At 31.7% G+C, this 24,592-nt stretch carries 32 protein-coding genes and 1 other annotated feature; of the genes, 5 read left to right on the top strand and 27 right to left on the bottom strand.

Annotation, left to right across the window (positions count from 1 at the left end; translation table 11 throughout):
- Positions 1–87: 87 nt before the first annotated feature.
- The 14 genes from yajC to QMO72_RS06330 all read right to left on the bottom strand — a co-directional run bounded on the left by yajC (position 88) and on the right by QMO72_RS06330 (position 9,627).
- Complete coding sequence (gene yajC / locus QMO72_RS06395) at positions 88–348, bottom strand: preprotein translocase subunit YajC (RefSeq protein WP_046836628.1); 261 nt, start codon at positions 346–348, stop codon at positions 88–90.
- Between the two features lie 17 nt (positions 349–365).
- Positions 366–1,505 carry a tRNA guanosine(34) transglycosylase Tgt gene (gene tgt / locus QMO72_RS06390; protein WP_046836629.1) on the bottom strand — a complete coding sequence of 380 codons (1,140 nt, stop codon included), beginning with the start codon at positions 1,503–1,505 and terminating at the stop codon, positions 366–368.
- A 20-nt stretch (positions 1,506–1,525) separates the two neighbouring features.
- Positions 1,526–2,551: a tRNA preQ1(34) S-adenosylmethionine ribosyltransferase-isomerase QueA gene (gene queA / locus QMO72_RS06385; protein WP_069823888.1), complete on the bottom strand. Its 1,026-nt coding sequence runs from the start codon at positions 2,549–2,551 to the stop codon at positions 1,526–1,528.
- A 1-nt stretch (position 2,552) separates the two neighbouring features.
- The gene (gene ruvB / locus QMO72_RS06380; protein ID WP_046836631.1) at positions 2,553–3,554 is read right to left on the bottom strand and encodes a Holliday junction branch migration DNA helicase RuvB; all 1,002 of its coding nucleotides are present in this window, start codon (positions 3,552–3,554) and stop codon (positions 2,553–2,555) included.
- Positions 3,555–3,590: 36 nt separating this feature from the next.
- Positions 3,591–4,193 carry a Holliday junction branch migration protein RuvA gene (gene ruvA / locus QMO72_RS06375; protein ID WP_103267618.1) on the bottom strand — a complete coding sequence of 201 codons (603 nt, stop codon included), beginning with the start codon at positions 4,191–4,193 and terminating at the stop codon, positions 3,591–3,593.
- Positions 4,194–4,205: 12 nt separating this feature from the next.
- Entirely contained in the window at positions 4,206–4,661 is a 456-nt protein-coding gene (locus QMO72_RS06370) for an ACT domain-containing protein (protein WP_046836633.1), read from the bottom strand.
- An 11-nt stretch (positions 4,662–4,672) separates the two neighbouring features.
- Positions 4,673–5,968, bottom strand: a complete 1,296-nt coding sequence (obgE, locus tag QMO72_RS06365; protein WP_046836634.1) for a GTPase ObgE — start codon at positions 5,966–5,968, stop codon at positions 4,673–4,675.
- Between the two features lie 129 nt (positions 5,969–6,097).
- Entirely contained in the window at positions 6,098–6,382 is a 285-nt protein-coding gene (rpmA, locus tag QMO72_RS06360) for a 50S ribosomal protein L27 (protein ID WP_046836635.1), read from the bottom strand.
- Between the two features lie 11 nt (positions 6,383–6,393).
- On the bottom strand, positions 6,394–6,714 hold the full coding sequence (locus QMO72_RS06355) for a ribosomal-processing cysteine protease Prp (RefSeq protein ID WP_046836636.1): 321 nt from the start codon (positions 6,712–6,714) through the stop codon (positions 6,394–6,396).
- Between the two features lie 2 nt (positions 6,715–6,716).
- Positions 6,717–7,025, bottom strand: a complete 309-nt coding sequence (gene rplU / locus QMO72_RS06350) for a 50S ribosomal protein L21 (protein WP_046836637.1) — start codon at positions 7,023–7,025, stop codon at positions 6,717–6,719.
- A gap of 12 nt (positions 7,026–7,037) precedes the next feature.
- Positions 7,038–7,111, bottom strand: a sequence feature (ribosomal protein L21 leader region).
- Positions 7,112–7,141: 30 nt separating this feature from the next.
- Positions 7,142–7,666, bottom strand: a complete 525-nt coding sequence (gene mreD / locus QMO72_RS06345) for a rod shape-determining protein MreD (RefSeq protein WP_103267617.1) — start codon at positions 7,664–7,666, stop codon at positions 7,142–7,144.
- On the bottom strand, positions 7,666–8,508 hold the full coding sequence (gene mreC, locus QMO72_RS06340; protein WP_069823885.1) for a rod shape-determining protein MreC: 843 nt from the start codon (positions 8,506–8,508) through the stop codon (positions 7,666–7,668). Before mreC ends, mreD begins: the two co-directional genes overlap by 1 nt.
- Before the next feature lie 435 nt (positions 8,509–8,943).
- Positions 8,944–9,099: a hypothetical protein gene (locus tag QMO72_RS06335; protein ID WP_101117425.1), complete on the bottom strand. Its 156-nt coding sequence runs from the start codon at positions 9,097–9,099 to the stop codon at positions 8,944–8,946.
- Positions 9,100–9,168: 69 nt separating this feature from the next.
- Positions 9,169–9,627, bottom strand: coding sequence for a DUF4930 family protein (locus tag QMO72_RS06330; protein WP_103267616.1), 459 nt, complete (start codon positions 9,625–9,627; stop codon positions 9,169–9,171).
- Between the two features lie 147 nt (positions 9,628–9,774).
- Between QMO72_RS06330 and QMO72_RS06325 the strand changes: the two genes are divergently transcribed.
- Positions 9,775–9,954 (top strand): hypothetical protein, encoded by a 180-nt coding sequence (locus tag QMO72_RS06325; RefSeq protein ID WP_103267615.1) that lies wholly within the window; start codon positions 9,775–9,777, stop codon positions 9,952–9,954.
- 128 nt (positions 9,955–10,082) lie between these two features.
- On the opposite strand, the gene QMO72_RS06320 is transcribed toward QMO72_RS06325, so the two are convergent.
- The 5 genes from QMO72_RS06320 to QMO72_RS06300 form a co-directional block, all read right to left on the bottom strand.
- Complete coding sequence (locus QMO72_RS06320) at positions 10,083–10,364, bottom strand: hypothetical protein (RefSeq protein WP_103267614.1); 282 nt, start codon at positions 10,362–10,364, stop codon at positions 10,083–10,085.
- A gap of 749 nt (positions 10,365–11,113) precedes the next feature.
- Entirely contained in the window at positions 11,114–11,314 is a 201-nt protein-coding gene (locus QMO72_RS06315) for a hypothetical protein (protein WP_103267613.1), read from the bottom strand.
- A gap of 202 nt (positions 11,315–11,516) precedes the next feature.
- Positions 11,517–12,476, bottom strand: coding sequence for an accessory Sec system protein Asp2 (locus tag QMO72_RS06310; protein ID WP_103267612.1), 960 nt, complete (start codon positions 12,474–12,476; stop codon positions 11,517–11,519).
- A gap of 147 nt (positions 12,477–12,623) precedes the next feature.
- Entirely contained in the window at positions 12,624–13,091 is a 468-nt protein-coding gene (locus tag QMO72_RS06305) for a GNAT family N-acetyltransferase (RefSeq protein ID WP_103267611.1), read from the bottom strand.
- Between the two features lie 58 nt (positions 13,092–13,149).
- Entirely contained in the window at positions 13,150–13,644 is a 495-nt protein-coding gene (locus QMO72_RS06300; RefSeq protein WP_158264630.1) for a GNAT family N-acetyltransferase, read from the bottom strand.
- 141 nt (positions 13,645–13,785) lie between these two features.
- Between QMO72_RS06300 and QMO72_RS06295 the strand changes: the two genes are divergently transcribed.
- A complete protein-coding gene (locus QMO72_RS06295; RefSeq protein ID WP_103267609.1) occupies positions 13,786–14,235 on the top strand; it encodes a MarR family winged helix-turn-helix transcriptional regulator in 450 nt (149 codons plus the stop codon).
- Positions 14,236–14,248: 13 nt separating this feature from the next.
- Entirely contained in the window at positions 14,249–15,415 is a 1,167-nt protein-coding gene (locus QMO72_RS06290; protein ID WP_103267608.1) for an MFS transporter, read from the top strand.
- A gap of 511 nt (positions 15,416–15,926) precedes the next feature.
- Here the strand turns inward: QMO72_RS06290 and QMO72_RS06285 are convergent.
- The 5 genes from QMO72_RS06285 to QMO72_RS06265 form a co-directional block, all read right to left on the bottom strand.
- Complete coding sequence (locus tag QMO72_RS06285) at positions 15,927–16,469, bottom strand: MepB family protein (RefSeq protein ID WP_286093258.1); 543 nt, start codon at positions 16,467–16,469, stop codon at positions 15,927–15,929.
- A 210-nt stretch (positions 16,470–16,679) separates the two neighbouring features.
- Positions 16,680–17,498 (bottom strand): squalene/phytoene synthase family protein, encoded by an 819-nt coding sequence (locus QMO72_RS06280; RefSeq protein ID WP_073504257.1) that lies wholly within the window; start codon positions 17,496–17,498, stop codon positions 16,680–16,682.
- A 272-nt stretch (positions 17,499–17,770) separates the two neighbouring features.
- Positions 17,771–17,929, bottom strand: a complete 159-nt coding sequence (locus QMO72_RS06275) for a hypothetical protein (RefSeq protein WP_158264619.1) — start codon at positions 17,927–17,929, stop codon at positions 17,771–17,773.
- 188 nt (positions 17,930–18,117) lie between these two features.
- Complete coding sequence (locus QMO72_RS06270; protein WP_103267607.1) at positions 18,118–19,251, bottom strand: MFS transporter; 1,134 nt, start codon at positions 19,249–19,251, stop codon at positions 18,118–18,120.
- Positions 19,252–19,356: 105 nt separating this feature from the next.
- Positions 19,357–20,130: an MBL fold metallo-hydrolase gene (locus tag QMO72_RS06265; RefSeq protein ID WP_103267606.1), complete on the bottom strand. Its 774-nt coding sequence runs from the start codon at positions 20,128–20,130 to the stop codon at positions 19,357–19,359.
- 118 nt (positions 20,131–20,248) lie between these two features.
- Between QMO72_RS06265 and QMO72_RS06260 the strand changes: the two genes are divergently transcribed.
- Together QMO72_RS06260 and QMO72_RS06255 are read left to right on the top strand one after the other, a co-directional pair.
- The gene (locus QMO72_RS06260) at positions 20,249–20,653 is read left to right on the top strand and encodes an Lrp/AsnC family transcriptional regulator (protein WP_103267628.1); all 405 of its coding nucleotides are present in this window, start codon (positions 20,249–20,251) and stop codon (positions 20,651–20,653) included.
- A 290-nt stretch (positions 20,654–20,943) separates the two neighbouring features.
- Positions 20,944–21,423 (top strand): GNAT family N-acetyltransferase, encoded by a 480-nt coding sequence (locus QMO72_RS06255; protein WP_103267605.1) that lies wholly within the window; start codon positions 20,944–20,946, stop codon positions 21,421–21,423.
- A 277-nt stretch (positions 21,424–21,700) separates the two neighbouring features.
- On the opposite strand, the gene radC is transcribed toward QMO72_RS06255, so the two are convergent.
- The 3 genes from radC to QMO72_RS06240 form a co-directional block, all read right to left on the bottom strand.
- Positions 21,701–22,378, bottom strand: coding sequence for a RadC family protein (gene radC / locus QMO72_RS06250; protein WP_103267604.1), 678 nt, complete (start codon positions 22,376–22,378; stop codon positions 21,701–21,703).
- 13 nt (positions 22,379–22,391) lie between these two features.
- Entirely contained in the window at positions 22,392–23,048 is a 657-nt protein-coding gene (locus QMO72_RS06245) for a prepilin peptidase (protein ID WP_286093268.1), read from the bottom strand.
- Positions 23,049–23,329: 281 nt separating this feature from the next.
- Positions 23,330–24,592 (bottom strand): bifunctional folylpolyglutamate synthase/dihydrofolate synthase, encoded by a 1,263-nt coding sequence (locus QMO72_RS06240; protein ID WP_103267602.1) that lies wholly within the window; start codon positions 24,590–24,592, stop codon positions 23,330–23,332.

Raw genomic sequence — 24,592 nt, 5'->3', positions numbered from 1 at the left:
AGTAAAAGTGTCAATATTATATGTTAATAACTACTTAAATTTCGGTACAAAAAAAGAACTAATGCTTAACATCAGTTCTTTACTTACTTATGATGGGTCTACTTGCTTAATAGCTGGTTTTTCTAAAGTGATTTCAGTACCATTGCTATTTAAAGTTAATACTACTGTAGTTTCATCTACACTACGAACAGTACCTTTAATACCACCAATTGTAGTTACATGTTGTCCTGAACTTACTTGACTAATCATTTCACGATGCTCTTTAGCCTTTTTCTGTTGTGGTCTAATTAAGAAGAACCACATTAATACTAATAATAAAATTGGTAATATCAATGAAGTAAATTGCATGATTTTATTTCTCCCTTTTAAAAGTTTTTGGGGTTCTCTACATTAAGTCCATACTGCTCAAAAAATTCTTCTTTAAAATCAAGAAGACGATCTTCACGAATAGCTTGACGGATATTTTCCATTAATTTAAGCAGAAAATGTAAATTATGATAAGTAGTAAGACGGATACCAAAAGTTTCTTCTGCTTTGATTAAATGTCTTATGTAAGCTCTACTATAATTTTTACAAGCATAGCAGTCACAATTATCATCAATCGGACGTAAATCATCCGCATATTTGGCATTTTTAACAGTTAACCGGCCATGTGATGTCATACATGTACCATTACGTGCAATACGTGTTGGTAATACACAATCAAACATGTCCATTCCACGGATACTACACTCGATTAAAGCATCAGGTGAGCCAACGCCCATTAAGTAACGTGGTTTATCCTTAGGCATAAATTGTTCAGTGTGTTGCACCATATCGTACATTACCGGTTTGGGTTCTCCAACAGATAAGCCACCAATTGCGTATCCTGGAAAATCTAAAGCTACTAAATCTTCAGCACTTTGCTGACGCAAGTCTTTATATTCTCCACCTTGGATAATGCCAAATAAAGCTTGATCCTCGGGTCTCTTATGTGCTTCAAGGCATCTTTCAGCCCATCTTGTAGTTCTCTCAATAGAATCTTTCACATATTTGTATTCAGCTGGCATTGGTGGACATTCGTCAAAAGCCATCATAATATCCGAACCTAAATCATTTTGAATTTGCATTGATTTCTCAGGACTCAAGAATAATTTAGATCCATTGGTATGATGACGAAACTCTACGCCTTTTTCAGTAATATTTCTCAGGTTACTTAAACTAAATACTTGGAAACCACCAGAGTCAGTCAGTATAGGACCATTCCAGTTCATAAACTGATGTAAGCCCCCACTCTTTTTGATAATATCATTTCCTGGTTGTAACCACAAATGATATGTGTTTCCTAAAATGATTTTAGACTCCATTTGATGTAATTCTTCAGGACTCATTGTTTTAACTGTTGCTTTGGTACCTACAGGCATAAACATTGGTGTTTCAAATGAACCATGTGGTGTATGCACGATTCCTAATCTAGCTCCAGATTGCTTACAGGTTTTTATATGCTCATATGTAACGGCTGGCATAAAAAATCTCCTTTCATTCCCTAAATAATTAACATTGCATCTCCAAAACTAAAGAATCTATATTCAGCCTCTACAGCTTGTTGATATGCATTGATTATAAAATCTCTTGTACTAAACGCTGAAACTAGCATAACTAATGTCGATTTGGGTAAATGGAAGTTAGTAATCAAACCATCTATTGCTTTATACTCAAATCCAGGGAAGATAAATATATCTGTCCATCCGCTTTTAGCCACAAATTGATCATTAGATTGCATAATGGTTTCTAATGTTCGAGTTGACGTCGTACCAACCGAGATGATTCTTTTCCCATTGGCTTTCGTTTCATTTAATAATTTCGCTGTATCTTCATCCATTTGATAGTATTCACTATGCATTTCATGGTCATCAATATTATCAACGCTTACAGGCCTAAAGGTACCTAAACCAACATGCAAGGTTATAAAAGCAATATGAACACCTTTAGCTTTAATTTGGTTTAACAAATCATCTGTAAAATGTAATCCTGCTGTTGGTGCAGCTGCAGATCCAGTTGCTTTAGCATATACTGTTTGATAACGATCAGGATCGTCTAAACGTTCTTTAATATATGGTGGTAAAGGCATTTCTCCAAGTTCATCTAAACGCTCTTGCAAGATACCTTCATAATGTAATCGCATAATACGACCACCTTGGTCTAACTCTTCAATACATTCAGCAACAATTTTGCCCTCTCCAAACGACAGCTTGTTACCGATTCTAATTCTCTTGGCTGGCTTTAATAATACTTCCCAGTCATTTCCCTCTATTTGAGTAAGCATAAGCATTTCCACTTTTGCACCTGTGTCTTCTTTTAAACCAAATAATCGGGCCGGCATAACTCTTGTATCATTTAGTACAAGAGTGTCACCACTTTCTAAGTGATCAATTACATTTTTAAATTGTTTATGTTCAATATTACCTGATTTTCTGCCTAGAACAAGCAATCTACTCTCATCTCTATTTTTTAGAGGTGTTTGCGCAATTAACCTTTCAGGCAAATGGTAATCAAATGCTTCAATATCCAACTTATTCCCTCTTTTCATTCTTGCTAAAATGTTCAAATGCATAAGCAGTCGCTTTACGTCCTCTTGGTGTACGTTCAATAAATCCTTTTTGAATTAAAAATGGTTCATATACATCTTCAATTGTCACACGTTCTTCACCAATAGATACTGCAATTGTATCTAAGCCAACTGGTCCACCTTTATATTGGTTAATTATGCAATTCATCATCTTATGATCGATATAGTCTAAGCCTTCATCATCTACTTGGAGTAACTGTAAAGACTGCTTTGTAGTATCAATATGGATTAAATCATCTTCTTTAACTTGTTGAAAATCTCTCACACGTTTTAGAAGACGGTTGGCAACTCTCGGAGTCCCTCGGCTACGTTTAGCTAATTCTATTGCACTATCATCATCTATAGATGTACCGAGCACTTCAGTTGTTCGTAAAATAATTTCTTTCAATTCATGTTCTTTATAGTATTCTAATCTGAGGTGAACACCAAATCTATCACGTAATGGTGCAGTTAAACTCCCAGCTCTTGTTGTTGCTCCAATTAATGTGAAAGGAGGCAAATCTATACGAATACTTCTCGCTTCTTCACCTTTACCAATCACAATATCTAAAAAGAAGTCTTCCATTGCCGAATATAATACTTCTTCAACAACACTACTTAGTCTATGAATTTCATCTATAAATAAAACGTCACCCGGCTGCAAACCAGAAAGTATGGCTGCCAAATCACCTGGGCGCTCTACAGATGGCCCTGAAATTGTTCTAATATTAACTTCCATCTCATTTGCAATAATATTTGATAACGTTGTCTTACCTAAGCCAGGGGGGCCGAATAACAAGACATGATCTAACGGTTCTTGTCGAATTTTAGCCGCTTTAATAAACACTTCTAAATTCGATTTAATCGTAGATTGTCCTATATACTGACGCAACTTTGTCGGTCTCAAAGATAATTCAAATGACGATTCATCCTCATGTACAGACTGGTCCACCATTCTATCATCCATTGCCTAACCCCCTTTTCAAAAATATGAATTTTAGTTTTATGATATAAGTAATTGCAAACCTCTTTTGACAGCATCATCCACGGAATCAAACGAATCTTTATTCAATGCCTTCTCAACTTTACTCAGTTCGCGTTTAGAGTATCCTAATGCTTCAAGCGCAAGTAACGCTTCGTTGATAATTGGCGCAGCACTCGTACTATCCAAACCTAACTCTAAAGCTTGTTTACTATCCATATCGTTAATTTGTACTTTTCCTTTAAGATCTAATACAATTTGACGCGCTGTCTTTTTACCGATACCTGGAAACTTAGTCAAGTAAGCATCATTTTCATTTTCGATGGCGATTTTAACGTCATTAGGTGAACTACTTGCTAATATTGCTAATGCAGATTTTGGACCAATCCCCGTCACTTTTATTAAACTATGGAACATATCTTTTTCTTCCTGGTTGATAAATCCATACAGTAATTGTGCGTCTTCTCTTACAATAAGAGAAGTGTGCACAATTACTTCTTTATCCATATACTTTTGAAAACGATATGAGTTTGGTGTTTGTATTTCAAAACCAACTCCTGATGCTTCAACAACGACGTGGGTTGGATTCAACTCTGTTAATGTGCCTTTGATATATGCGTACATGTCTACACTTCCTTATATAGTCATACTAATTAATTCAACTTTAGAAACATGCTCAACTTTTTTTAGTGCTTCCATTACATCATCAATTTCTAAATTTGTCCCTTTAGCATCTAATGAAAGTGTAATTGTTGCTCTACCTTCCATTGGAATGCTTTGATGAATCGTCAGTACAGATAAGTTCAAATTAGATAATGTATTTAAGACGCCAGCTAACATACCTACGATATCATTGACGTACAATATCAATGTAAACTCGCGCGTCTCTTCCATTTTCTCATCTATGGGAAATATAGTATCACGATATTTATAAAATGCACTTCTAGATAAATCGAATTGTTTAACTGCTTCAAATATGGACAAGGAAGGATCATTTTTTAACAGGTCTTTGATTTTTAGAGTCTTCACTACAGATTCAGGCAGTACATCTTCTCTAATTAAGTAAAACTTTTTATAATCTTTTTTGTCCATCTCCAGCACTCCTATTCTACAAATTCAAATTCTCCGCCAAGTATTCTTACGATATCGCCATTTTCACAACCACGCGCTCTTAACGCTTCATCAATGCCCATAGAACGCATTTGACGTGCAAATCGGCGTACTGCAGGATCGCTATTGAAGTCAGTCATTTTAAACATTCTTTCAATTGCTTTACCGCTAACAACATATGCTGCATCATCGTCTCTAGTAATAGTGAAGTTATCTTGACTTGGTGTATGTTTATACAACACTCTATTAATGCCTAAATCTTCCTCTTCATCTTTACTGAAATCAATATCTTTTACTTCTTCCAATTTGTCCGCAATCGCATATAAAAGTTCATCTACATGGTCATGCATAAATGTAGAAAGTGGAATGATTTTTATACTGTCATCATTCAATTCTTCCTTAAATAATTTCAAATTATCTTCTGAATTAGGCATGTCCATCTTATTTGCAACCACAATTTGTGGTCTGTCTTCTAAACGATGTTCATACGCTTTAAGTTCGTCATTGATGATCTTGTAGTCTTCATAAGGATCACGTCCTTCTGAACCACTCATATCTATCATATGAACAATGACTTTAGTACGCTCAACATGTTTTAAAAATTGATGGCCTAAGCCCACACCGTCAGACGCACCTTCGATAAGTCCAGGTAAGTCTGCCATTACAAAACTGCGTTGATCCTTAGTAGAAACAACACCTAAGTTTGGTTTAATAGTTGTAAAATGGTATGCACCGATTTTAGGTTTTGCTTTAGAAACGATAGAAAGTAATGTGGATTTTCCGACACTTGGGAAACCAACTAGTCCTACATCTGCTAATAATTTCAGCTCTAATGTAACATCTATTTCTTCACCTGGTTCACCATTCTCACTGAAGTCTGGTGCTGGGTTTCTTGGAGATGCAAAACGAGAGTTACCTCGACCACCTCGACCACCTTTAGCTACAACAGCACGTTGACCATCTTCAACTAAATCCGCTAAAACTTCTTCAGTTTCAACGCTCTTAATGATAGTGCCCGGGGGTACTTTTAAAATTAAATTTTCTGCATTTCTACCATGCATATTACTACTTTGACCAGTATCGCCTCTTTTGGCTTTGAAATGTGTTTGGTATCTAAAGTCTAATAAAGTTCTTAAACCTTCATCAACTTCAAATATAATTGATGCACCGTCACCGCCATCACCACCAGCTGGACCACCGAATGGGACATATTTTTCTCTGCGGTAGGCTGTGATACCATTACCGCCATCACCTGCTTTAAGTGATATTTTAACTTGATCGACAAACATGATTTCACCTCTTTTTCTAAAATTGTTCTTAACATATCTTTTATATTATAACATTATCTTTATAACTAGAAAATAAAGACAAAAAATAAACACCAGAAGTTATAACTTCTGGTGTTAACGTTGACAAAATTACTCAGCTGCTGCGTATACAGAAACTTGTTTTTTGTCGCGACCTTTGCGTTCGAATTTAACAACGCCGTCGATTTTAGCGAATAATGTATCGTCGCCACCACGACCTACATTTTCACCAGGATAGATTTTTGTACCACGTTGACGGTATAAAATAGAACCACCTGAAACGTATTGACCATCAGCACGTTTAGCTCCTAAACGTTTTGATTCTGAGTCACGTCCGTTTTTTGTAGAACTTATTCCCTTTTTAGATGAGAAGAATTGTAAGTTTAACTTTAACATTAGGTTGCACCTCACTTATAATTTAGTCTGATATTTTCTTTATATTCTTCTTCAATTGTTTGTAATGATACTAACATAGCTTGAAGAATTAATTGCGCTTTTTCATTGCTAGTGTCTACACTTCTGATATGAAAGTGACCACCGTCATCATTATAATCGATATCTGGCTTTTCACTTGTTAATCCCATTATAGCATTAACACTACCGAATAGAACTGCAGATGCACCAGCACAAACGATATCATGTCCGTAATCACCATGGTCAGCATGGCCATCCATAATAACGTCAGTGACTTGACCGGCATCGTTCAATGTAATATCAACAGTAATCATAATTATGCGTTGATTTTGTCGATAGTTAATTTAGTATAAGGTTGACGATGACCTTTTTTACGTTTTGAGTCTTTACGACGTTTATACGTGAATACAGTGATTTTTTTACCACGACCGTGTTTTTGAACGGTAGCAGAAACTGAAGCACCTTCAACTGTTGGCGCACCAACTTTAACTGCGTCTCCACCTACAAATAATACTTTATCAAAAGTGAATGAATCTCCTTCATTAACTTCTAATTTTTCTACGAAGATTTCTTGACCTTCTTCGACTTTAACTTGTTTTCCACCTGTTTCAATAATAGCAAACATACTTTGCACCTCCTATAATATAAGTCACGCCAAATACAGGTGACATAGATGTACTTGAACCTGAATCCGAGCGGTTGTATGTAGCTAGTAAACTACTCAACTACTGCATTTTAGCATTAGCCATTCTTACTGTCAATCTTCATTTGTACATTTTCCAAAAATTTCGTAATAACCGGAAACATAATAATAAGCAAAATAAAATTGAGTATCAATGTAGGAACTAATCTAAAAATAATAAAATTAAAGAATTCAAATTGTATTAGTCCTAAAATTGCATAGATCATTGCAACATAAATTTCCAAAACTACTGTACTAACTAAGATAATGATAAAAAGCATCGTCTTATCTCTATAAAACGTTTTAAAGAAGTAATCCATAATGACAACGAGTAAAATATAACCAAATAGGTACAATCCATAAAAGCTGCCAAAATAAAGATCTGTAATTAACCCCAACACTACTGATAAAACCATTGCGACACCAAAGTTTCTATATACACAGACAATTAAAATATACATAAACGTTAAGTGTGGCACAAAGATAATATCCTTATCTCCTATTTGCATTGGTATAACAAGTCCAATCACCGTATCAATATAAAACAATACAATACCAATAAGGAAGTAGTATAATGCGCGCATTAATTATCCCCGCTTTCGTTATTTGGTATTGTTTCAGGATTTCTTTTAGCGACATATACGTGATTTAAATCAGATAAGTTGGCTGCTGTTTTCACTCTTACTTCTTTAGATAAACCATACTGATCGTTCTCAACTTTAGATACTTCACCTATGTATATACTGCTAGGAAGTTGATCAGCCAATCCACTTGTAACAACTTTATCGCCCTTTTTAACACTATCTTTGTTGCTAATATCTGCAATCACCAATTCATCATTTTTAGTATCATAATGATCTATTAAACCAAAAATATTTTTACCTTTATGTTGGATATTGACAGACAAGCGATTTGAACGTGTGTTTGTGGAAATTAAATCCACTTGTGATGAGAACTGGTTCACTTTTGAAATACGGCCAACTAAGCCTTCAGATGTCAACACAGCCATGTTTTTTTGGATACCATCTTTAGATCCTTGGTTAATAACTAAAGTGTTCATCCATTGGTCTGGATTCCTTGATAAGACAGTGCTAGAGATAGGTTCGAATTTAGATATATCTTCAATATCCAACTCTTTTTTGTACTTCTTATTCTCTGCTTTGAGCCTTTCATTTTCCACTTCTAATTGTTTAACCTTACTAGATTGCTCTTTAGAACTTTCTTTTGAAAAGAGTGTGCCTATAGAACCTGATACAAATTGTACTGGATAACTAACCACTCTTTGTCCAAAAGCAACAGAATCTCCAACATATTGTTCCACCGGTGATTGTGTTTGCGAACGTAAAGACACGCCAATTAAGGCTATAAACACTATGATTGCACATAAAATAACAATCAATTTGTTGTTTTTAAAAAACTTTGACAACCTTAACACCTCTATTAACCAACTATTTTATGTTCTCTTATCATTTTATATTACTAATAGCCCGAAATAAAGCACGAACCCTAATAATACTCAATAAAAGATCATTTTTATTTTAAATGAACATTTTTAAAAGTAACTTCAAATTTCCAAAATGTATTTAAGGTGCAATTTGAGTTATCTGATAACTATTATAACAATATCTATAACGAATAGTGTATTAAAAAGTATTAGTTTAGCAAAACATTTATATACAATTGTTCAACTATAATTACTACTTTGCAAAGCTTCTCATTTTGCATTTTATTTTCCTATACATTCTCCATAATTTTTGATTATACTGAAAATCAATGCCTCGCATTATTTTTAATGAAATAAACAATTGAAATAACTAAAAAAACGCCCCTACTCAATAGTAGAGACGCGACCAAATTTATATTACTTTTCTTTTTCTTCAGACTTATCTGTGTCAGCTGAATCTTTAGATTCTTTTTCATCTTCTTTGTATAATTTTTCTTCTTTACGCCAACGTGCAAATAAATTTTGTGCTTTTGCTTGCTCATCCGCTTTTTTCTCGCTAGACTTTTCACTCATATTTATACACCAACCTTTAACTATTTTACTTCTCTAGGCTAACGTATTTTAATAAAGAATTCAAACGCATTACTCGTAACTTGAAGGCGGTTGTAATTCAATGTGCTGTCCTAATTGATTTAAATCTTGTTGCATCTCTATCTCAGTTTTATAAACTCTGATTGAATCTGATCCAAACTTATAAATGATAAATTCGTCGCCACGTTGCCCTGCTAAATACTGATCATTATAACCCATTCTTCCAATCCCAGAAACTGACATAAATTCTTTTTTGTTGATCCAATTAAAAACGTTCTTAGTTTGGCTAAGTGGTACATTATTTAAAATATCATTTTCTTCAACCGAATATCTCTGTCCCCCTGTTAATTGTTCCTTAGGTTCAGAATTATTCATAGATGGCTCATTGTTGTGTATCGGATTCCATTCTTGATCCTTTAAAAAAGGGGCATATTTAAATGCAAAAAATACAATCATTATAATTGCAATAACAGCTATAATGTTTTTAATAATTCCGAATATAAATCGCATGAACCACCCTCCTATTTCGTCATATTATATTATAAAGTGCACCACGCTAAATATCATCAGTCTCTAGGTGTATTTAAAACATTACTATAGGCTGATGCATCTGATATATATTCATAGTACAATATCATTAAAGGGAGTGAATACACTATGAGTATATTGTTTATAATCCTACTTGCACTCTTAGTTATTTTATTATTTAGAGTAGGTTTATCAATCTTAAGATTTTTAATATATGTTGGAATTATTGTTTTATGTATATATCTAGGATATCAAGGTATCCTTTGGTTAATAGAAAATTTCAATAGCTATTTCAATTTTATAAATTAAAATTTTAGCGCTTAATGACCAAGGAGTCAATTAAGCGCATTTTTGTTTTTATCCTTAAAAAGGAACAACACTAACCTATCTCATTCTCAAGACCTCAGTACACTTAAATACTTCTAGCTTGTCAAACATTACTTCTCTATATGATTTGTTAATAGTTGATAAATATAGTAACAACCGCTGAGTATCAACGCCCATACAACCCCAACAATAATCGCACTTAACATATATATCCAAAATGAAGTTTCAGTAGCAGTGCATATGCTAAATAATATCGCAGCAACGACCACGCCAACCACTGATATCAATGTTGTGAAACCTACACGCTTTATTGTAATTTGCTGTTGTTGCTTTGTAAGTTGCATTAAATATACGATTGGTATTAATAACCCTATCAATAATATACTTCCCAATTGATGTTCCTCCCTTAATTAACACTTTAATTATACATTATCTTTTATACTTCAGAAAACACTTTCAACAAAATCTTATACATAACATAATCGCAAGTGCTCCCTTAAATGCAACACATATTACACTTTGTTCAGTAACATATCGTTTCTTCGTATCGATCAACATCATTGTTACGATTGCAAAGATTTACCAAGTTTCTGAGCTGTTAGATAAATATGAAGACTTTGCTATGGATATTTTGCTTATCACATGATTCTAGGGTTACAAATACGTCTTTAATATTCGATGATATGCAAAAGGTCGAACATTAGTTTATTATAAGGTCCGATCTTTTTATAAATATTATTTAATTTTCCTGTCTATTGTAGTTATATACTAATGATGCAATGCCTAACCCGATTAACATCAGTGTTTGGAAATATATCGTAATCCCTTCAGGTTGTATATTTAAATAAAAGAAAAATGAAGCAATGCAGCAACAAAATAAATAGATATAAAACCTTTTGACCATAATATGGAGTTATGCATAATCAAATACGCTCCTAATCCATCATTTCTAATTCTTGTTTTGTAATCGTCCATGTAAACCAATAGGTACATAAGAAATATTGTTCGAAATCTAGTAACGTTAGCACCTATAAACGTAACAATTATCAAATCATCTTTTAACTATAATATATGGATAAAAATGTATAATGCTACACAATTAAATCCAAACCATTGATTATGCTCATACTAACAAAATCAATTATAAATAATATATCATAACGAAAAGTGTACCAACGATCAGCCCACCAATCAACGATATTAATAACCATCGCTTATCATCTCTCAACTCTTTTGTACTTTTACTATCTCTTTTCACAAAAAGTCTGTCATCCATCCATTTTACTAAAGTAAATAAGCTTGCTATGCAAATTACGATTAAAATTGCTATCAAGTACTTCATGACTTCATCACCCTTTTTATGTGAATAATAACTACTATAAACGATTTAGCCGCTACTTATAAATGCTATTTAGCACCTTTAACTTCATATTTTCAAATCATATTAATAGTTATCCAGAAATAAAAGTTGATATTTTACATACAATTTGAAATATTTATGAGAAACGCTGAGACTTCTTCTCAAGCCAATATTAACGCTTCAGTTATAACATATTATGTCCTTGTAACAACAGGTTAAGTAGCATATGTTGCTCTGGCACTGTATTACGAGAAACTTCAGGATGCGCTGTGATATGTTTATCTTTTTTATTAATCAGATCAATCTTATCTCCTATTATTTTGCTGGCCACAGAAAAGTTAAATGGTACATTTTCAGATACAATCATATATTTTTGTCTAGTACTACCCTGTTTCAAAAACATATTAATATCATTACTTAAATCTTCTTTTCTTAATGTCTTTAAAAAATGCGCATCATTCAAATTGTATTCTTTTAAACTTATAATTGGGTCAACTGCTAAGCATTTATAATCTAATTTCGAACTGTAATACAATGCACCTGTTCCACCCTTTGAAGCCCCATACAATACTACATTCTCACTTTCAACATTTAATTCCCGCCTTACATTCTCAATAGCTTTTGATATATCCGCTTCGAAAGATTGATAGTTAACTGTATTAATATAGTGAGAACCGTGTGAGGCATTTAAATCCATGATTCTCATGACATAAACATTCTTAACTAAATGCCTCTCAATACCATCAAAAAATTTAGGAAACATTCTTTTAGGAATTAATGCACTATCGTAATCATTTGCGTTAGGCATACATGTAAAAAGAACAAGTAGTTTAGGTGTATCTTGCTGGTTGATTTTCCTACCTTCTGGGTTATCTATGGTATAGAATACGCCTTCTGATTCAATTAAATCTTTTCTCTCAAACAAGTCACTGACATGTGTCCTTTTATAAAACTTGGAAATCGTTTTTTGGTGAAAAAATAATATATAGTCTTGTTTCAATAATTCTAGATATTTTTCATAGACTACTGAGCTTGTCCTTGCTTTTTGAATATAGTTTTCATTATCACCTGTATCAATCAAAATTCTTTTTTGGTTTTCGAAATCTAGATTTTCATCCAATTGATAAATTTTATTTGGCACCATAATTTTCCCCACTGTTCCCTAATTATTTAAAAGGCTTCATTGTTTATCTCTTCCAAGGGATAAATAGAAAGACTTTCACACATATTATTAAATCAATATAGCCAATGAATAAGTAATTAAAATAAGTATTTTTTCTTATTGTGTATATTATAACGCTTTTAACATCGTTACAACTTTCAATGGTTGACCATATTCCTTATATATCACTTGTTCCTCACACTGCTTATATCCCATTGATTGATAAATATTAATATTTCTTGGTACATTTGTGCGTACCTTACACACTATATTAGTCATTCCATATTTTTTTGCATGTAGTTCCAATGATACTAATAACATTTTACTAATCCCTTCACCTTGTCTGTGAGGAATGACAGATAAGCGTGAAAAATGTATATTATTATCTATTTGCTTAAAACGAACCATTGCTACAGGCTCTTGTTTATCGTAAACAATGTGTGCTTTTTCCCCTTGTTTAAAAGCATTTAAAATCATTTCTTCCGATTCTTGAAGTGCACTCGAAGGTAATTCACTTGTTTTATACTCTGCAAAAGCACTTTTCATAATATGATTAATCAATGTTACATCCATGCTTGTGGCTACTTTAATTTCCATTTAACCCCTTCTAACAAATATTTTTTCTCACACTAATAGTATTTTCTAATGTTGCGCTTTATTTAATATAAAATATATCCTCATAGTTTGAATGATTATCTCTTGTAGACCTGTATTGAAAGTTTAACTTTTTTGCTAATTTAATGGAAGCTACATTGTTTTTATCCGTTCTTATGATAAATTTTGACTTATCATTTATATTTGATTTTAACCAGTTAATTACTTTATTCATAGCTTCATAAGCTAAGCCTTTCCCTGTATAACTAGGACGTATACGATAATAAATATTTAAAAATGTATCGTCAAAATATGCTTTCTTCATAGCGCCTCCACTACCCAAGACCTTTCCATTACATCTATCTATAAAAATAAAATACCCATAATGATTTTCATCCCAATATCTCATCCAATTCCGTATCATTTGATTTGTATCTTCAATTGTTAGATGTCTAGTTAGCGGTGTGAATTGCGTAGCGATTAGATCTGAATGTATATCAAAAAGTTCATCAGCATATTTTAAATCAGGTTTTACCATTATAAGTCGCTTAGTCATTAGCATCCAATCACTCCCATATTGATATTCTATACAGTGTAACCAAAAATCCATGTACTTGATAAGCTATTAAATATTGACAAAATGCGCATATTATAATTAAATATAGTTAACCGGTTAACAAAAAAGGAGCGTAAATAAATGAACAAGAAACGTGAAGTGATTAAATCATTGGAAACATTTATCATCGAAAAGGAAAATAATAATAAAAAAAGAATCTATAAAAAAAAGGAAGATGATATCGATTTATCGTTAACACAATATCACATTATTGAAATTATAGATAAAAAAGCAAATGTTAATAATAAAACATTATCTCAATTATTAAATATTTCAGCTCCTGCTATCTCAAAATCAATGCGAAAGCTACTCAAACAAGCATTAGTATACGAAATGCATACTAAAGAGAATAAAAAAGAAAAATTTTATAGGCTTACTGAAGCAGGAAAATCATTCTCAAAAGTACATGATGAATTACATGAACGTGCAACCAATAAATATAATCAAATTTTAAGTGATTTTAATGAAGCAGAATTGGAAGCTATCATTAAGTTTTTAAATAAAGTAACTGAAAGTTTAAAAGAGGATTAAAAGGAGTGACGTTATGCTTGGAACTTCAATTAAAACACGTTATTTATTATCATACTTGGGTTGCTTAGCATTTTTCGCCTCACTTACTCAAAATATTTATACACCCATGATTCCCGAGATTCAAAATACATTCGACGTGCCTTTAATTTGGGTTAATACAACCGTTGGAGGATTTATATTCATAGTTGCAGTGATGCAAATCATACTGGGTAAATATGTTGACTTTCAAGACCCCAAGCGACTTTTGGTCATTGGTATAGGCATTACCTTACTTACAAGCTTGATGTGTAGCATTACTCATAATTTTATTGTATTTGCGGTATTTCGTCTTATACAAGCAATTGGTTGTGGCATAATCCCTTTAGTTGCCATAACTTTATTGGCAAACATTTCCAGTGAACATAATCGCCCATCTGTTATGGCAAATTACCAAATCATTTTATCGTGTGCACCTGCAATTTCCCCAATATTAGGAGGCCTAATAGGGGGTTATTATCAATATAAAGGGATATTTGTACTATTGACATTAATTTCTATAATTTCATTCATAAGTTTAATATTCAGCAAATTTCCAACACATAAAAATAAAACTCAAGTAATTTATAAAATTAATTATTCAACATTATTTTCGTCGTCAATTTTTAATATTATGATAATTTCTGGCTTCTTAGTATTTTTCACTTATTTTTCAATACTTGTTTATATGCCTATTTTATTTACTATCATTTATAATCTTTCTACGACAGTCACTGGATTTTTATTTTTGCCATTAACTATAAGTATCATATTAGGAAGTATATTATACAAAAAATTGTCATTTTATTTATCTAATAGATTGATACATATATATACTCATATAACTTTGGTAGTTTTACTGCTGCTATTTGCCCTATTAAACACATATAACATCTATCTTGTTGCTATAATTTTATTTATGATTGGAATAATGATTGGTATTGAACCAGCATTAGTTTCAACGACATTAACTCAAACATTCCCTAGTGCTAAGGGAGGCGCGTTAGGTATATTTAATTTCATTAGATATATCGGAATGACTTTAGGGTCAATAACAATTGGTTTATTTAACATTCATACGACCTACTATTTTTTCATCGGTATTGCCTTAGCGTTCATTTTCCTACTTTTTATAACTGTGATTTATAAAAGGCACACCTTTTAGTTTCATCTAAGTCATTAAGCTATAAAATTCTATTCAATCACTTGAACTTATTACTTATTTAACAATTATAAAATCAAAGAAATCAACTATATAAATGAGTATCTAAGTGATTAAAGCCGCATTTTTAATTAAAGCACTGTTGGAATTTTACGGCAAAACGTCAAATCCAACATTGTTCTAATACCACTGTTAAAATTTGTAAAGACCTTTGTACGCCCTTATATACACGCTAATTTCACACCAACAATATATGACTCATAATAAAAAAACACTCTTTACAGGTGATTTTTTTATTATAAGTCATATATCTATATTATTTTCAAAAATCACTATACTTATATTCCACAGATTAATGTGTCAGCGAATTAATCCCTGTTTATAGGAACAAATTTACAAGATCCATATTCATTCCTAATCGATTACTCGTTAATTTCATTTTTCTATACTACACATTTCATAATTGTCTCGTACACTTCTATTTCAACACAAAGTGAATCGTCTTTTTGAATATTTACTTTAAATTATTATTTAGAAAATAGAGTTCCTTTACTTTTACTAAATCAACGTCATATGTTAAATCAACAAAATATTTAGTTTGCCAACATTGTGTATGATAAGCTGTTTTATTTAAATCGGTTTCCCATGAAGGATAAAGACGCATCGCCATTTTACCTTTTTTATCTTGTGAACTTACAATGCCGCGCGCTCTTAACACACTTTTCGGAAAAACAAATTGCCCCTTGTAATGACCATCACTGACATTAACTACTAACCTATCCTGAAATGATTGATAAGTAAACGGTTCATTCATGTTCGCATTATTTTTTCTCCAAATAGCTATAAAATACCCCTTCTTTTTAGGTGTCTTTTTTGCCAATCTACTTTTTACATTTGTATTTCCGTAGCATAAATTAATTGCATCATAATCCTTATTCCATAATTCCGCTTCAACATTTGTAATTTTCATGTTCTCCATGGAATCTGAAATCATCTCAAACATTTTCATTGATTGATATCCTTCAAACGCTTTAATATTAAATCCCCCTATCATCATTCTCTTTTTAGTTCCTATCATTATAACGAAAAGTATATACTCATGCTTTCACTTATTATGAAAGATGCCATATTCCTTTCGCTATTGTTATTAATGTATAAAACCACAAAAAAGCTATAGGTATATATTACTTACAGCTTACCCAATTATTTTGAGCATTTCTATTATCTTCATTGTTAAAGATTTAAATACTTATTCAGCTTTCAACTATCAGTCTTTCTTAACTTCTTCTACTGTTTCTTCTACTTCTTTACGAGACATCTTTTCGCGCCCATCTCTCATAGCTTTTAAAGATTTATGTGCAAGCGCTAAAGGCAAACGACAGAAAAGTATAATACTTCTCTTATTAATCGCCTTCATATATTCATCAGCTTTTGCCAAGTTTTGATCGGCATAATCAAATAAATCTGCGCGTGTCCAACCATCTGGTACGAAATTCACACCACGTTCTTCTAAATCTTCTTTCTCATTTCTTAAAATATTCACGGCCTGAAGCCCACGCCCATAACCAATGGCTAAATCTCGGTCAGTCTTGATGCCAGCACAAAACTCCCATAATTCTGAAAGCATTACTCCAACAAGTCCTGCAACGTAATATGTATAATCATCTAAATCTTCTCGAGTATGGACCTCCCAGTTTGCTTTTGCCCATTTCGCCATCCCAAATGCCATTTCGCTAGAAGCATCCGTAACAATTGGTAATGTACTACTTGGACATGCATCTAACCAATCGCCTAAACGCACGGTAACTTCAGGCATCATTTCTTTTATTGGTCCAAGAATTCGGAAGTATTCTGTTTCATCGAAAGGTTTCTTTAATAGATCGCTCACTTGCATTAAGATCGTATATTTCACATCATTTTCAACTTCTTCGTGATCTTCAATTTCATCTATTGCTCTCATTACTAAGTAACCACATACCACCGTATGTTTTAATTCTTTTTCTAAAAAAGTAATTGGAATATAAAATGTACGGCTTGTTTCTTTTAACACGCGCATTGCATCCTTTGGGAATTTCTTATCTGTCATTTTAATCTTTCCCTCCCTTTCTTAAAATACTATCACATTATTTAAAAATAAAACATTATTCCAAAGTACAAACATCTATAGTAGACAGAAATAAGTCATAAATGGCTTTATAGATACAGAAAAAACCACATACATTGCGTTAAAATGGTTGTGGTTGCTTAGGTGATAAAAGGTTTTAACCTCTATATTGTTTAATATTTTCCAAATTCAAGTCCTAAAAGAACATTTAATGCTCAATATCCAATGAACTTATTAAAACAGTGTTTATGCCTTTAATTAAACATAGATTTGGTTGCCAGTATAACTACTATAGTAAATAATCCCCAACCAAACAAAGCTTCAATTTTTTCTTTCTTAGTTGTTTTTGTAATTTCTACGCCTATTTTCATAACTATATTAAAGATAAAAGCCAACAGAAAGGCTTTCTTCAACATTCACCTCCATGTATATTCATTTTACATTTTATTTATTCTTATTTCAATTGCTGATAGGTGCATTGCCAACGCATACTGAGTTACTAAAACTGAACGCGTAGCAAGTTCTACTTTCTGTTAAATTACACTACCAGTGATTATCGTGAAAAAAGCAGCATAAATATTTATCTGCTGCTTCAAGAAATCTAATATTTAAATTTTTTACTACGTTTACCATAAATGAAATAATATAAAACAAATGTAAATATCATCAAAATGGCTAACGATTTATACATACCAGCATAACCTAAAAAAGGCGTTATCAAACCTAGCGTATATGGTCCAATACCATTTCCTAAATCCATAAAGATCATAAAAGTAGAGGTTGCTAATCCAATATTATGTGGTTTGGCATGACTGACTGCTATGGTTTGAGTAATTGAAGAAATATTACCAAATCCTAATCCAATACATAGTCCCGACACAAGTAGTAGCCAAGCATTATGACTGATTCCTAATAAGCCTAATCCAATTACAAATAATATAATTGCTGGATAAATAATAATATTAGCTCCGTAAGCATCTACAATCTTGCCAGTAAAGGGTCGTGAAATTAACACTGCAACAGTATAGATAATAAAAAAGTAACTCGCTGCTTTTACTAAATCAATCTCTATCGCATATAAATTTATATACGATACTATACCAGAAAATGATAAAGCACTTAAGAATATAATGAATGCAATGGGTAAAGCTTGTTTATCAAATAAATTATTGAATGAAAATTTCTTTTTATTATTAATTTCTTGGTTTTTTAAAAGTAATGAAATAACAAAACTAATAATACCTAATAAAAAGCTAATATAAAATATATTCATGAAGTTATCATTTCTCGTTAAAGATATACCTATAAATGGTCCTAAACCAGTAGCTAAGGCTGTACTCACTGCAAAATAACTGATTCCCTCACCTTTTCTATGATTGGGTATTACTGAAGCAACAATTGTGCCCACAATGGTTGTCGTAATACCAATAAATACACCATTCAATAAACGAACTATCATCAAGAAATATTGATCTAATTTTATAAAATATAACATTATCGATAAAATCAATAGTAATGTATTAAAGATCAATAGTTTCTTTGTTATTTTTAAAAATCCTATTGTCACCCTACCTAAAAGTGCACCAACTATAAATATCCCTGCTAATACCCCCATCGTTTTGCTAGAAGCATTATATTCATTTTGGGCGTAAGTGGTTATAGTAGAATTTAATAGAAATATACTAATATTAGTAGGAAGTTTATAACTGAATAAATTATAAAATCCTTTGTCCATATTTTATTTGTCATGTTACCTCCTTTCTAAATAGACATAATATAAAACAAAGCTGTTGTGACTTGTCTTATATCGGACTTTTCATAAGTCAAGACTATATCAATATTATGATAAACTGTTAAAAGTATATTGATCTCCATCATTTGGTATTAAAACTTGTTTTTCGATACCCATCTCTATTGTAAGTTCTTTTAGACTACGACGAGATAAGTTCCAATGATTTACTGCTTCCATATGAACAACAATGACTTTTGAATTTGGCGCTGCTTTTGCTACTTGATAAACATCATAACCGTTCATAATGAGAGAACTACCATAATAAAATTGATTGTCTCCACCGTTAACGATGATAATTTCTGGTTCAAAACGATGTATAGTTTCTTTAACTTTACTATACATAACTGTATCTCCAGCGATATACAGTTTCTGTTCACTTTCATGTTCAAAAATGACCCCACATACAGGACCCATGTCTTCTACAATTTCACCTCTTCCATGTTCTCCAGGCGTTTTAATTAATTTAATACCATTAAACGTTGTATGCTCAGTTAAAACGGCTACATCTTTAAAACCTACATTACGAACTTGATTCGCTTCATTTTCATTTTGTGTGAAAACTTTAATGTTTTTATTCAATACCTTTTGTGCTACTTCATCAAAATGATCAAGATGTAAATGTGTTAAAATAATTGCATCAATGTTATTTATGATTTTATCTAACGACATCGGTAAATCAACGATTGGATTACCTTGATCTATCCTAGGTGCGTTTGGAAATGCCCCAAAAGAACCCTTTTCTCCTAACATAGGATCAATTAAAAATCTCGTATTTGCGTACTCTATTATACTTGTTGCATTTCTGATATGATTTATCTTCATAAACGTTACCTCCGATTAAATTTATATATTTATTCTACGTGGAGGCCACTGCTGTTTAAATATAAAATTGAAAAACATTTTGATTAATTACTTGGAATTTGAAAGCGAGGAAGAATATTTGGATGAATTAGATAAAGCAATCATAAGTGAATTAAAAGTAAATAGTAAGATATCAATGAATGACCTTGGTAAGAAGATAAACTTAACTGGTCAAGCTACCAATAATAGAGTGAAAAAATTAGAACATGCTGGAATCATTACTGGCTATACCATTGATTTAAATCAAGAGGCATTGAACTGCAAAGTACATGTCTTTATTAATATATATACGCATAAAATTTCTCACCGCTCATACCTTGAGTTTGTAAACAAAGAAACTATTTTTATTTTAAATAATTACAAAGTAATCGGTGATGCTTGTTATTTATTAGAATGCATATTTCCAGACAATAATAGTTTAAATAAGTTTTTGGAACGCTTAAATAACCATGCAAATTACAACGTTTCCATGGTTATTTCATAAATTGATGTAAATAAATGCCGTGTTAGCTAGTTGCTAATACGGCATTTATTTTTGTAAAACATTTGTTGATTCATTACTATTTAATTTTCTTTTTGAAACTACGTACTACCTATTTTATGCTTGGAATTTCAAAAATATTTAAAAAGCCACTTTCCATATTGCATTTAAATACATTAACAAGTATAATTATTTTATTTATAAAGAACATTTCACATGACATTAGGCATTATCGATCGTTTTAATTATCGGAATATTCTTTAAATTTGTTAATATTTAATGGAGGGAAATATATGTATTTAGTAAAATATAAAAAATGTTATGAAAAAAATATAAATGACTATCAATTACAAGAGGACCAGTTATACTTTCCAAAGACACCTTCATATCATATTAATCAATCTTGCCAAGATGAAAATTGTCACTGTATTTTAGGCTTTGATACGCATGAACAACTTGTAACATTTTTTGTTTTAGATAGAAATAGTGACTACTTAGAACATTTTGCTAGCAATCCTCAAAACACTGTTTTTTTTAGATCCTTTTCTACTGATATACGTTACCTTAGAAAGGGCTACGCAAAATCTTGTATAAAATCATTAAATGACTATATCAAAAATAATTTCTCAGATATACATTATATTGCTTTAGTAGTTAACGAAACAAACGAAGTTTCCTATAATATTTATAAATGCTTGGGCTTTCATAAGACTGGTCAAACGATTACAACTTATGGCGTAAAACAATATTTAATGCAAAAAGAAATTCACTAATTTTGAGTCGCAAGTTTATATTGAAAACAAATCAACTCTGCGCATCATTTGTATCGTAGCGTTTAATCCTTTGTACAATGACAAATACTACGTTAACCCGTCTGCCTATCAAGCTACCCTACCATCATTTATAAGCAAACAGAAAAATAAGCGCGCTTAAAATTATTAAATGAATGATATAACTTAATATCTTCTCTTTCAAAGATAATACAGAACAAATGTACATACTTTGTGTTACTTCTTAATCTTATCAGTATAATACTAGGACTTACTTTATTTAATCGAAGTATCCTGCTTCTACCATGCTTAAATAGTCATGATCACCTATAATAAGATGATCTAACACATCTATACCGAGCATTTCACCACATGCTCTCAACCTTTCAGTTGTCTTGATATCTTCGCCTGATGGTGTCACATCGCCCGAAGGATGGTTGTGCAATAAAATAATAGCATTACTTGCATGCTTTACAGCTTCACTAAAAATTTCACGTGGGTGGACAATTGAGCTATTTAACGTGCCTTTAAATATTTCCTTCTGCTTAATAACAACATTTTTAGAATTTAAAAAAAGTACGACAAACTTTTCCTGTGTAAGATGTTCCATTTTACCCATCATAAATTCTGCTACATCTTGCGGACGCGTGATTTGTATTTTATCTCCTACGCTCCTTGAATGCATACGTTCACCAAGTTCAAAAGCTGCTTTTAAAATGAGTGCCTTGTATAATCCAACACCCTTAATTTTATTCAAATCATTAATCGATAACGATTTTAACTCCTTTAAACTATCAACTGTCTTTAAAAGTTCATTCGCAATATCTATACTTGAGCTGCCTTTTCTACCAGTATTTATCAATATAGCCAATAATTCAGCATGCGATAGCTGTGATGCGCCATGATTAAGTAAACGTTCTCTTGGTTTCTGATAATCAGCAAGGTCTTTTATCATCAAAATAATTTCACTCCTATATTAAGGATTCACTGAAAATAATCAAAAAATTAAAAGCAATAAATATAAAAGGGACAAGCGGTATTTTACGGTTAGCTTGATGAAACACCATCATACAAACAAAAGCAAATAACCCCGCTATAAGAAAAGTCACCAGTATCGTTAATACAAACATAGTATAAGGCAATAGATACGATAATATTGAAAATAGTAATATATCTCCATATCCTATGGCTTGATAAAAAATAAAATAAAATATGTGGAGTAATGTAGCTATATAGAGGCATGTATACAGATTTCCATGTGTGATAAATATGCCACAAAAAATGAAAATCATAATAACATGTACCGGTAAAGTCAAAGTTTGAATATCATAAATAGAAAAAATCAGAAGGAATAAATATATAAGTAAAAACGTAGCATCATTTACATATAAGGTCATATATGTAGGTATAAATGCGGGGAAAAGTGCCAATAACTCTCCAATAATATAAAAACAACTTAATTTATGGTTACAACATCGCGTTTTTCCTCTTTGCATCATGTAGCTTAAGATAGGTATCATATTTATAAATTTGAGTTGCTGCTGACAATAATCACAACGAGACCTTAATAATAAATAAGCTAACTTAAGTGATTGCATGTGACATAATTGATAAAGGTAACTAAACAATATTGGACAAAATAATAGTTGTAATATCAATATAGCGCCTCCTAATCAAATTATATCATGATCAATTTAATTACTTAATAAAATTCTCACTTAGCTTAGTTTGTCACACAAGATCTTCTATAAATTGATATATTGTTATAATAAATTGAATAATTCTCAATTCTGCACATTAATAAAAAAAATAAGCAAGTTACTGAGTATAATCTTTACGATGTTAAATGCAACATCCTATTAATGACTATAAACAGTAACTTACTCATATTTAATACTTTTATTTATATTTAAAATTTTATCTTGGCTTTAACTTCACTTATAAAATAAAGGCTTCCAGTAATGATAAGTCCTTTGCCTTCATAATTCTCAATGAATTTAACATAATCATCAACCAATACTTTATGGTCAAAACGTACTTCATCCAATATTTCTTCTTTTGTTAAAGCTTTATGAAAATCAAAATCAGTTATATAAAACGTTGACGCGATTGTTTTTAGTTGATCTGCCATTGTACTGACTGGTTTACCTTTAGTAGCAGCAAACAAAATATCTAATTGTTCTACATGATAATAACCTTTTAAAGTACTGATTAACGCTTCAACACTTTCATTGTTATGCGCGCCATCCACAATCATTAATGGCTGTTCTTTGACACGTTCAATTCTGCCAGTCCAACTTACAGATTCAATACCATCTATCATTTTATTAAAATCTAAATCCACAATACCAGACTCATTTAATTCAATAAGCGCTGTTATTGCTAAGGCAGCATTTTCTTTTTGATGTTCACCTAACATATTGAGCAATAGCGTTTCTAATTCGTAATCTTTATAGCGGTACGTAAATTCTTCCCCTTCAGAAACAATACTAATGTCTCTTTCTAGTTCGATACCTTCTGCATTTTGTTGTTCAACAAAACCACGAATAATTTTAAGTGCTTCTTCGTTTTTCACTGCATAAATTACAGGCGTATCAGGTTTGACGATTGCACCTTTATCTTTAGCAATATCAACATAACTGTCACCTAAAATTTCAGTGTGGTCTAAACCGATGCTTGTTAAAATAGACAATATTGGTTTGAACACATTTGTTGAATCGTTTCTTATACCTAATCCCGCTTCAACAACTACGAAATCTACAGGGTGAATCTCCCCAAAGTATAAAAACATCATTGTGGTTATAATTTCAAATTCTGTTGCTGTTCCAAGTTCTGTTTCTAATTCTAATGCTTCGCTCACTGGTTTTACCTTTTGAACTAATTCAACAATATCGTCATCACTAATTGGAACGCCATTTAAACTAATCCGTTCGTTAAAGGTTTCAATAAATGGTGAAGTAAAAGTTCCAACTTCATACCCATTATCAACTAAAGCTGATCTTAGATATGCAACAGTAGAGCCTTTCCCATTGGTTCCACCAACATGAATACCATTTATATTAAATTGAGGATTGTTCAGTTGTTCAAGCATCCATTCCATACGTTTCACGCCAGGTTTTATGCCAAATTTAGTTCTTTCGTGTATCCAATATAAGCTATCTAGGTAATTCAT

This window comes from Staphylococcus casei (assembly GCF_030294405.1).
GTDB classification, from domain to species: domain Bacteria; phylum Bacillota; class Bacilli; order Staphylococcales; family Staphylococcaceae; genus Staphylococcus; species Staphylococcus succinus.
This window is presented reverse-complemented; position numbering and strand designations above follow the sequence as displayed.

Coding starts and splice junctions, on each gene's coding strand:
- yajC (WP_046836628.1), bottom strand. CDS start 348: ATGCAATTTACTTCATTGATATTACCAATTTTATTATTAGTATTAATG.
- tgt (WP_046836629.1), bottom strand. CDS start 1,505: ATGCCAGCCGTTACATATGAGCATATAAAAACCTGTAAGCAATCTGGA.
- ruvB (WP_046836631.1), bottom strand. CDS start 3,554: ATGGATGATAGAATGGTGGACCAGTCTGTACATGAGGATGAATCGTCA.
- ruvA (WP_103267618.1), bottom strand. CDS start 4,193: ATGTACGCATATATCAAAGGCACATTAACAGAGTTGAATCCAACCCAC.
- QMO72_RS06370 (WP_046836633.1), bottom strand. CDS start 4,661: ATGGACAAAAAAGATTATAAAAAGTTTTACTTAATTAGAGAAGATGTA.
- obgE (WP_046836634.1), bottom strand. CDS start 5,968: ATGTTTGTCGATCAAGTTAAAATATCACTTAAAGCAGGTGATGGCGGT.
- rpmA (WP_046836635.1), bottom strand. CDS start 6,382: ATGTTAAAGTTAAACTTACAATTCTTCTCATCTAAAAAGGGAATAAGT.
- QMO72_RS06355 (WP_046836636.1), bottom strand. CDS start 6,714: ATGATTACTGTTGATATTACATTGAACGATGCCGGTCAAGTCACTGAC.
- rplU (WP_046836637.1), bottom strand. CDS start 7,025: ATGTTTGCTATTATTGAAACAGGTGGAAAACAAGTTAAAGTCGAAGAA.
- mreD (WP_103267617.1), bottom strand. CDS start 7,666: ATGCGCGCATTATACTACTTCCTTATTGGTATTGTATTGTTTTATATT.
- QMO72_RS06335 (WP_101117425.1), bottom strand. CDS start 9,099: ATGAGTGAAAAGTCTAGCGAGAAAAAAGCGGATGAGCAAGCAAAAGCA.
- QMO72_RS06330 (WP_103267616.1), bottom strand. CDS start 9,627: ATGCGATTTATATTCGGAATTATTAAAAACATTATAGCTGTTATTGCA.
- QMO72_RS06325 (WP_103267615.1), top strand. CDS start 9,775: ATGAGTATATTGTTTATAATCCTACTTGCACTCTTAGTTATTTTATTA.
- QMO72_RS06315 (WP_103267613.1), bottom strand. CDS start 11,314: ATGAAGTACTTGATAGCAATTTTAATCGTAATTTGCATAGCAAGCTTA.
- QMO72_RS06310 (WP_103267612.1), bottom strand. CDS start 12,476: ATGGTGCCAAATAAAATTTATCAATTGGATGAAAATCTAGATTTCGAA.
- QMO72_RS06305 (WP_103267611.1), bottom strand. CDS start 13,091: ATGGAAATTAAAGTAGCCACAAGCATGGATGTAACATTGATTAATCAT.
- QMO72_RS06300 (WP_158264630.1), bottom strand. CDS start 13,644: ATGACTAAGCGACTTATAATGGTAAAACCTGATTTAAAATATGCTGAT.
- QMO72_RS06295 (WP_103267609.1), top strand. CDS start 13,786: ATGAACAAGAAACGTGAAGTGATTAAATCATTGGAAACATTTATCATC.
- QMO72_RS06290 (WP_103267608.1), top strand. CDS start 14,249: ATGCTTGGAACTTCAATTAAAACACGTTATTTATTATCATACTTGGGT.
- QMO72_RS06285 (WP_286093258.1), bottom strand. CDS start 16,469: ATGATGATAGGGGGATTTAATATTAAAGCGTTTGAAGGATATCAATCA.
- QMO72_RS06280 (WP_073504257.1), bottom strand. CDS start 17,498: ATGACAGATAAGAAATTCCCAAAGGATGCAATGCGCGTGTTAAAAGAA.
- QMO72_RS06270 (WP_103267607.1), bottom strand. CDS start 19,251: ATGGACAAAGGATTTTATAATTTATTCAGTTATAAACTTCCTACTAAT.
- QMO72_RS06265 (WP_103267606.1), bottom strand. CDS start 20,130: ATGAAGATAAATCATATCAGAAATGCAACAAGTATAATAGAGTACGCA.
- QMO72_RS06255 (WP_103267605.1), top strand. CDS start 20,944: ATGTATTTAGTAAAATATAAAAAATGTTATGAAAAAAATATAAATGAC.
- QMO72_RS06240 (WP_103267602.1), bottom strand. CDS start 24,592: ATGAATTACCTAGATAGCTTATATTGGATACACGAAAGAACTAAATTT.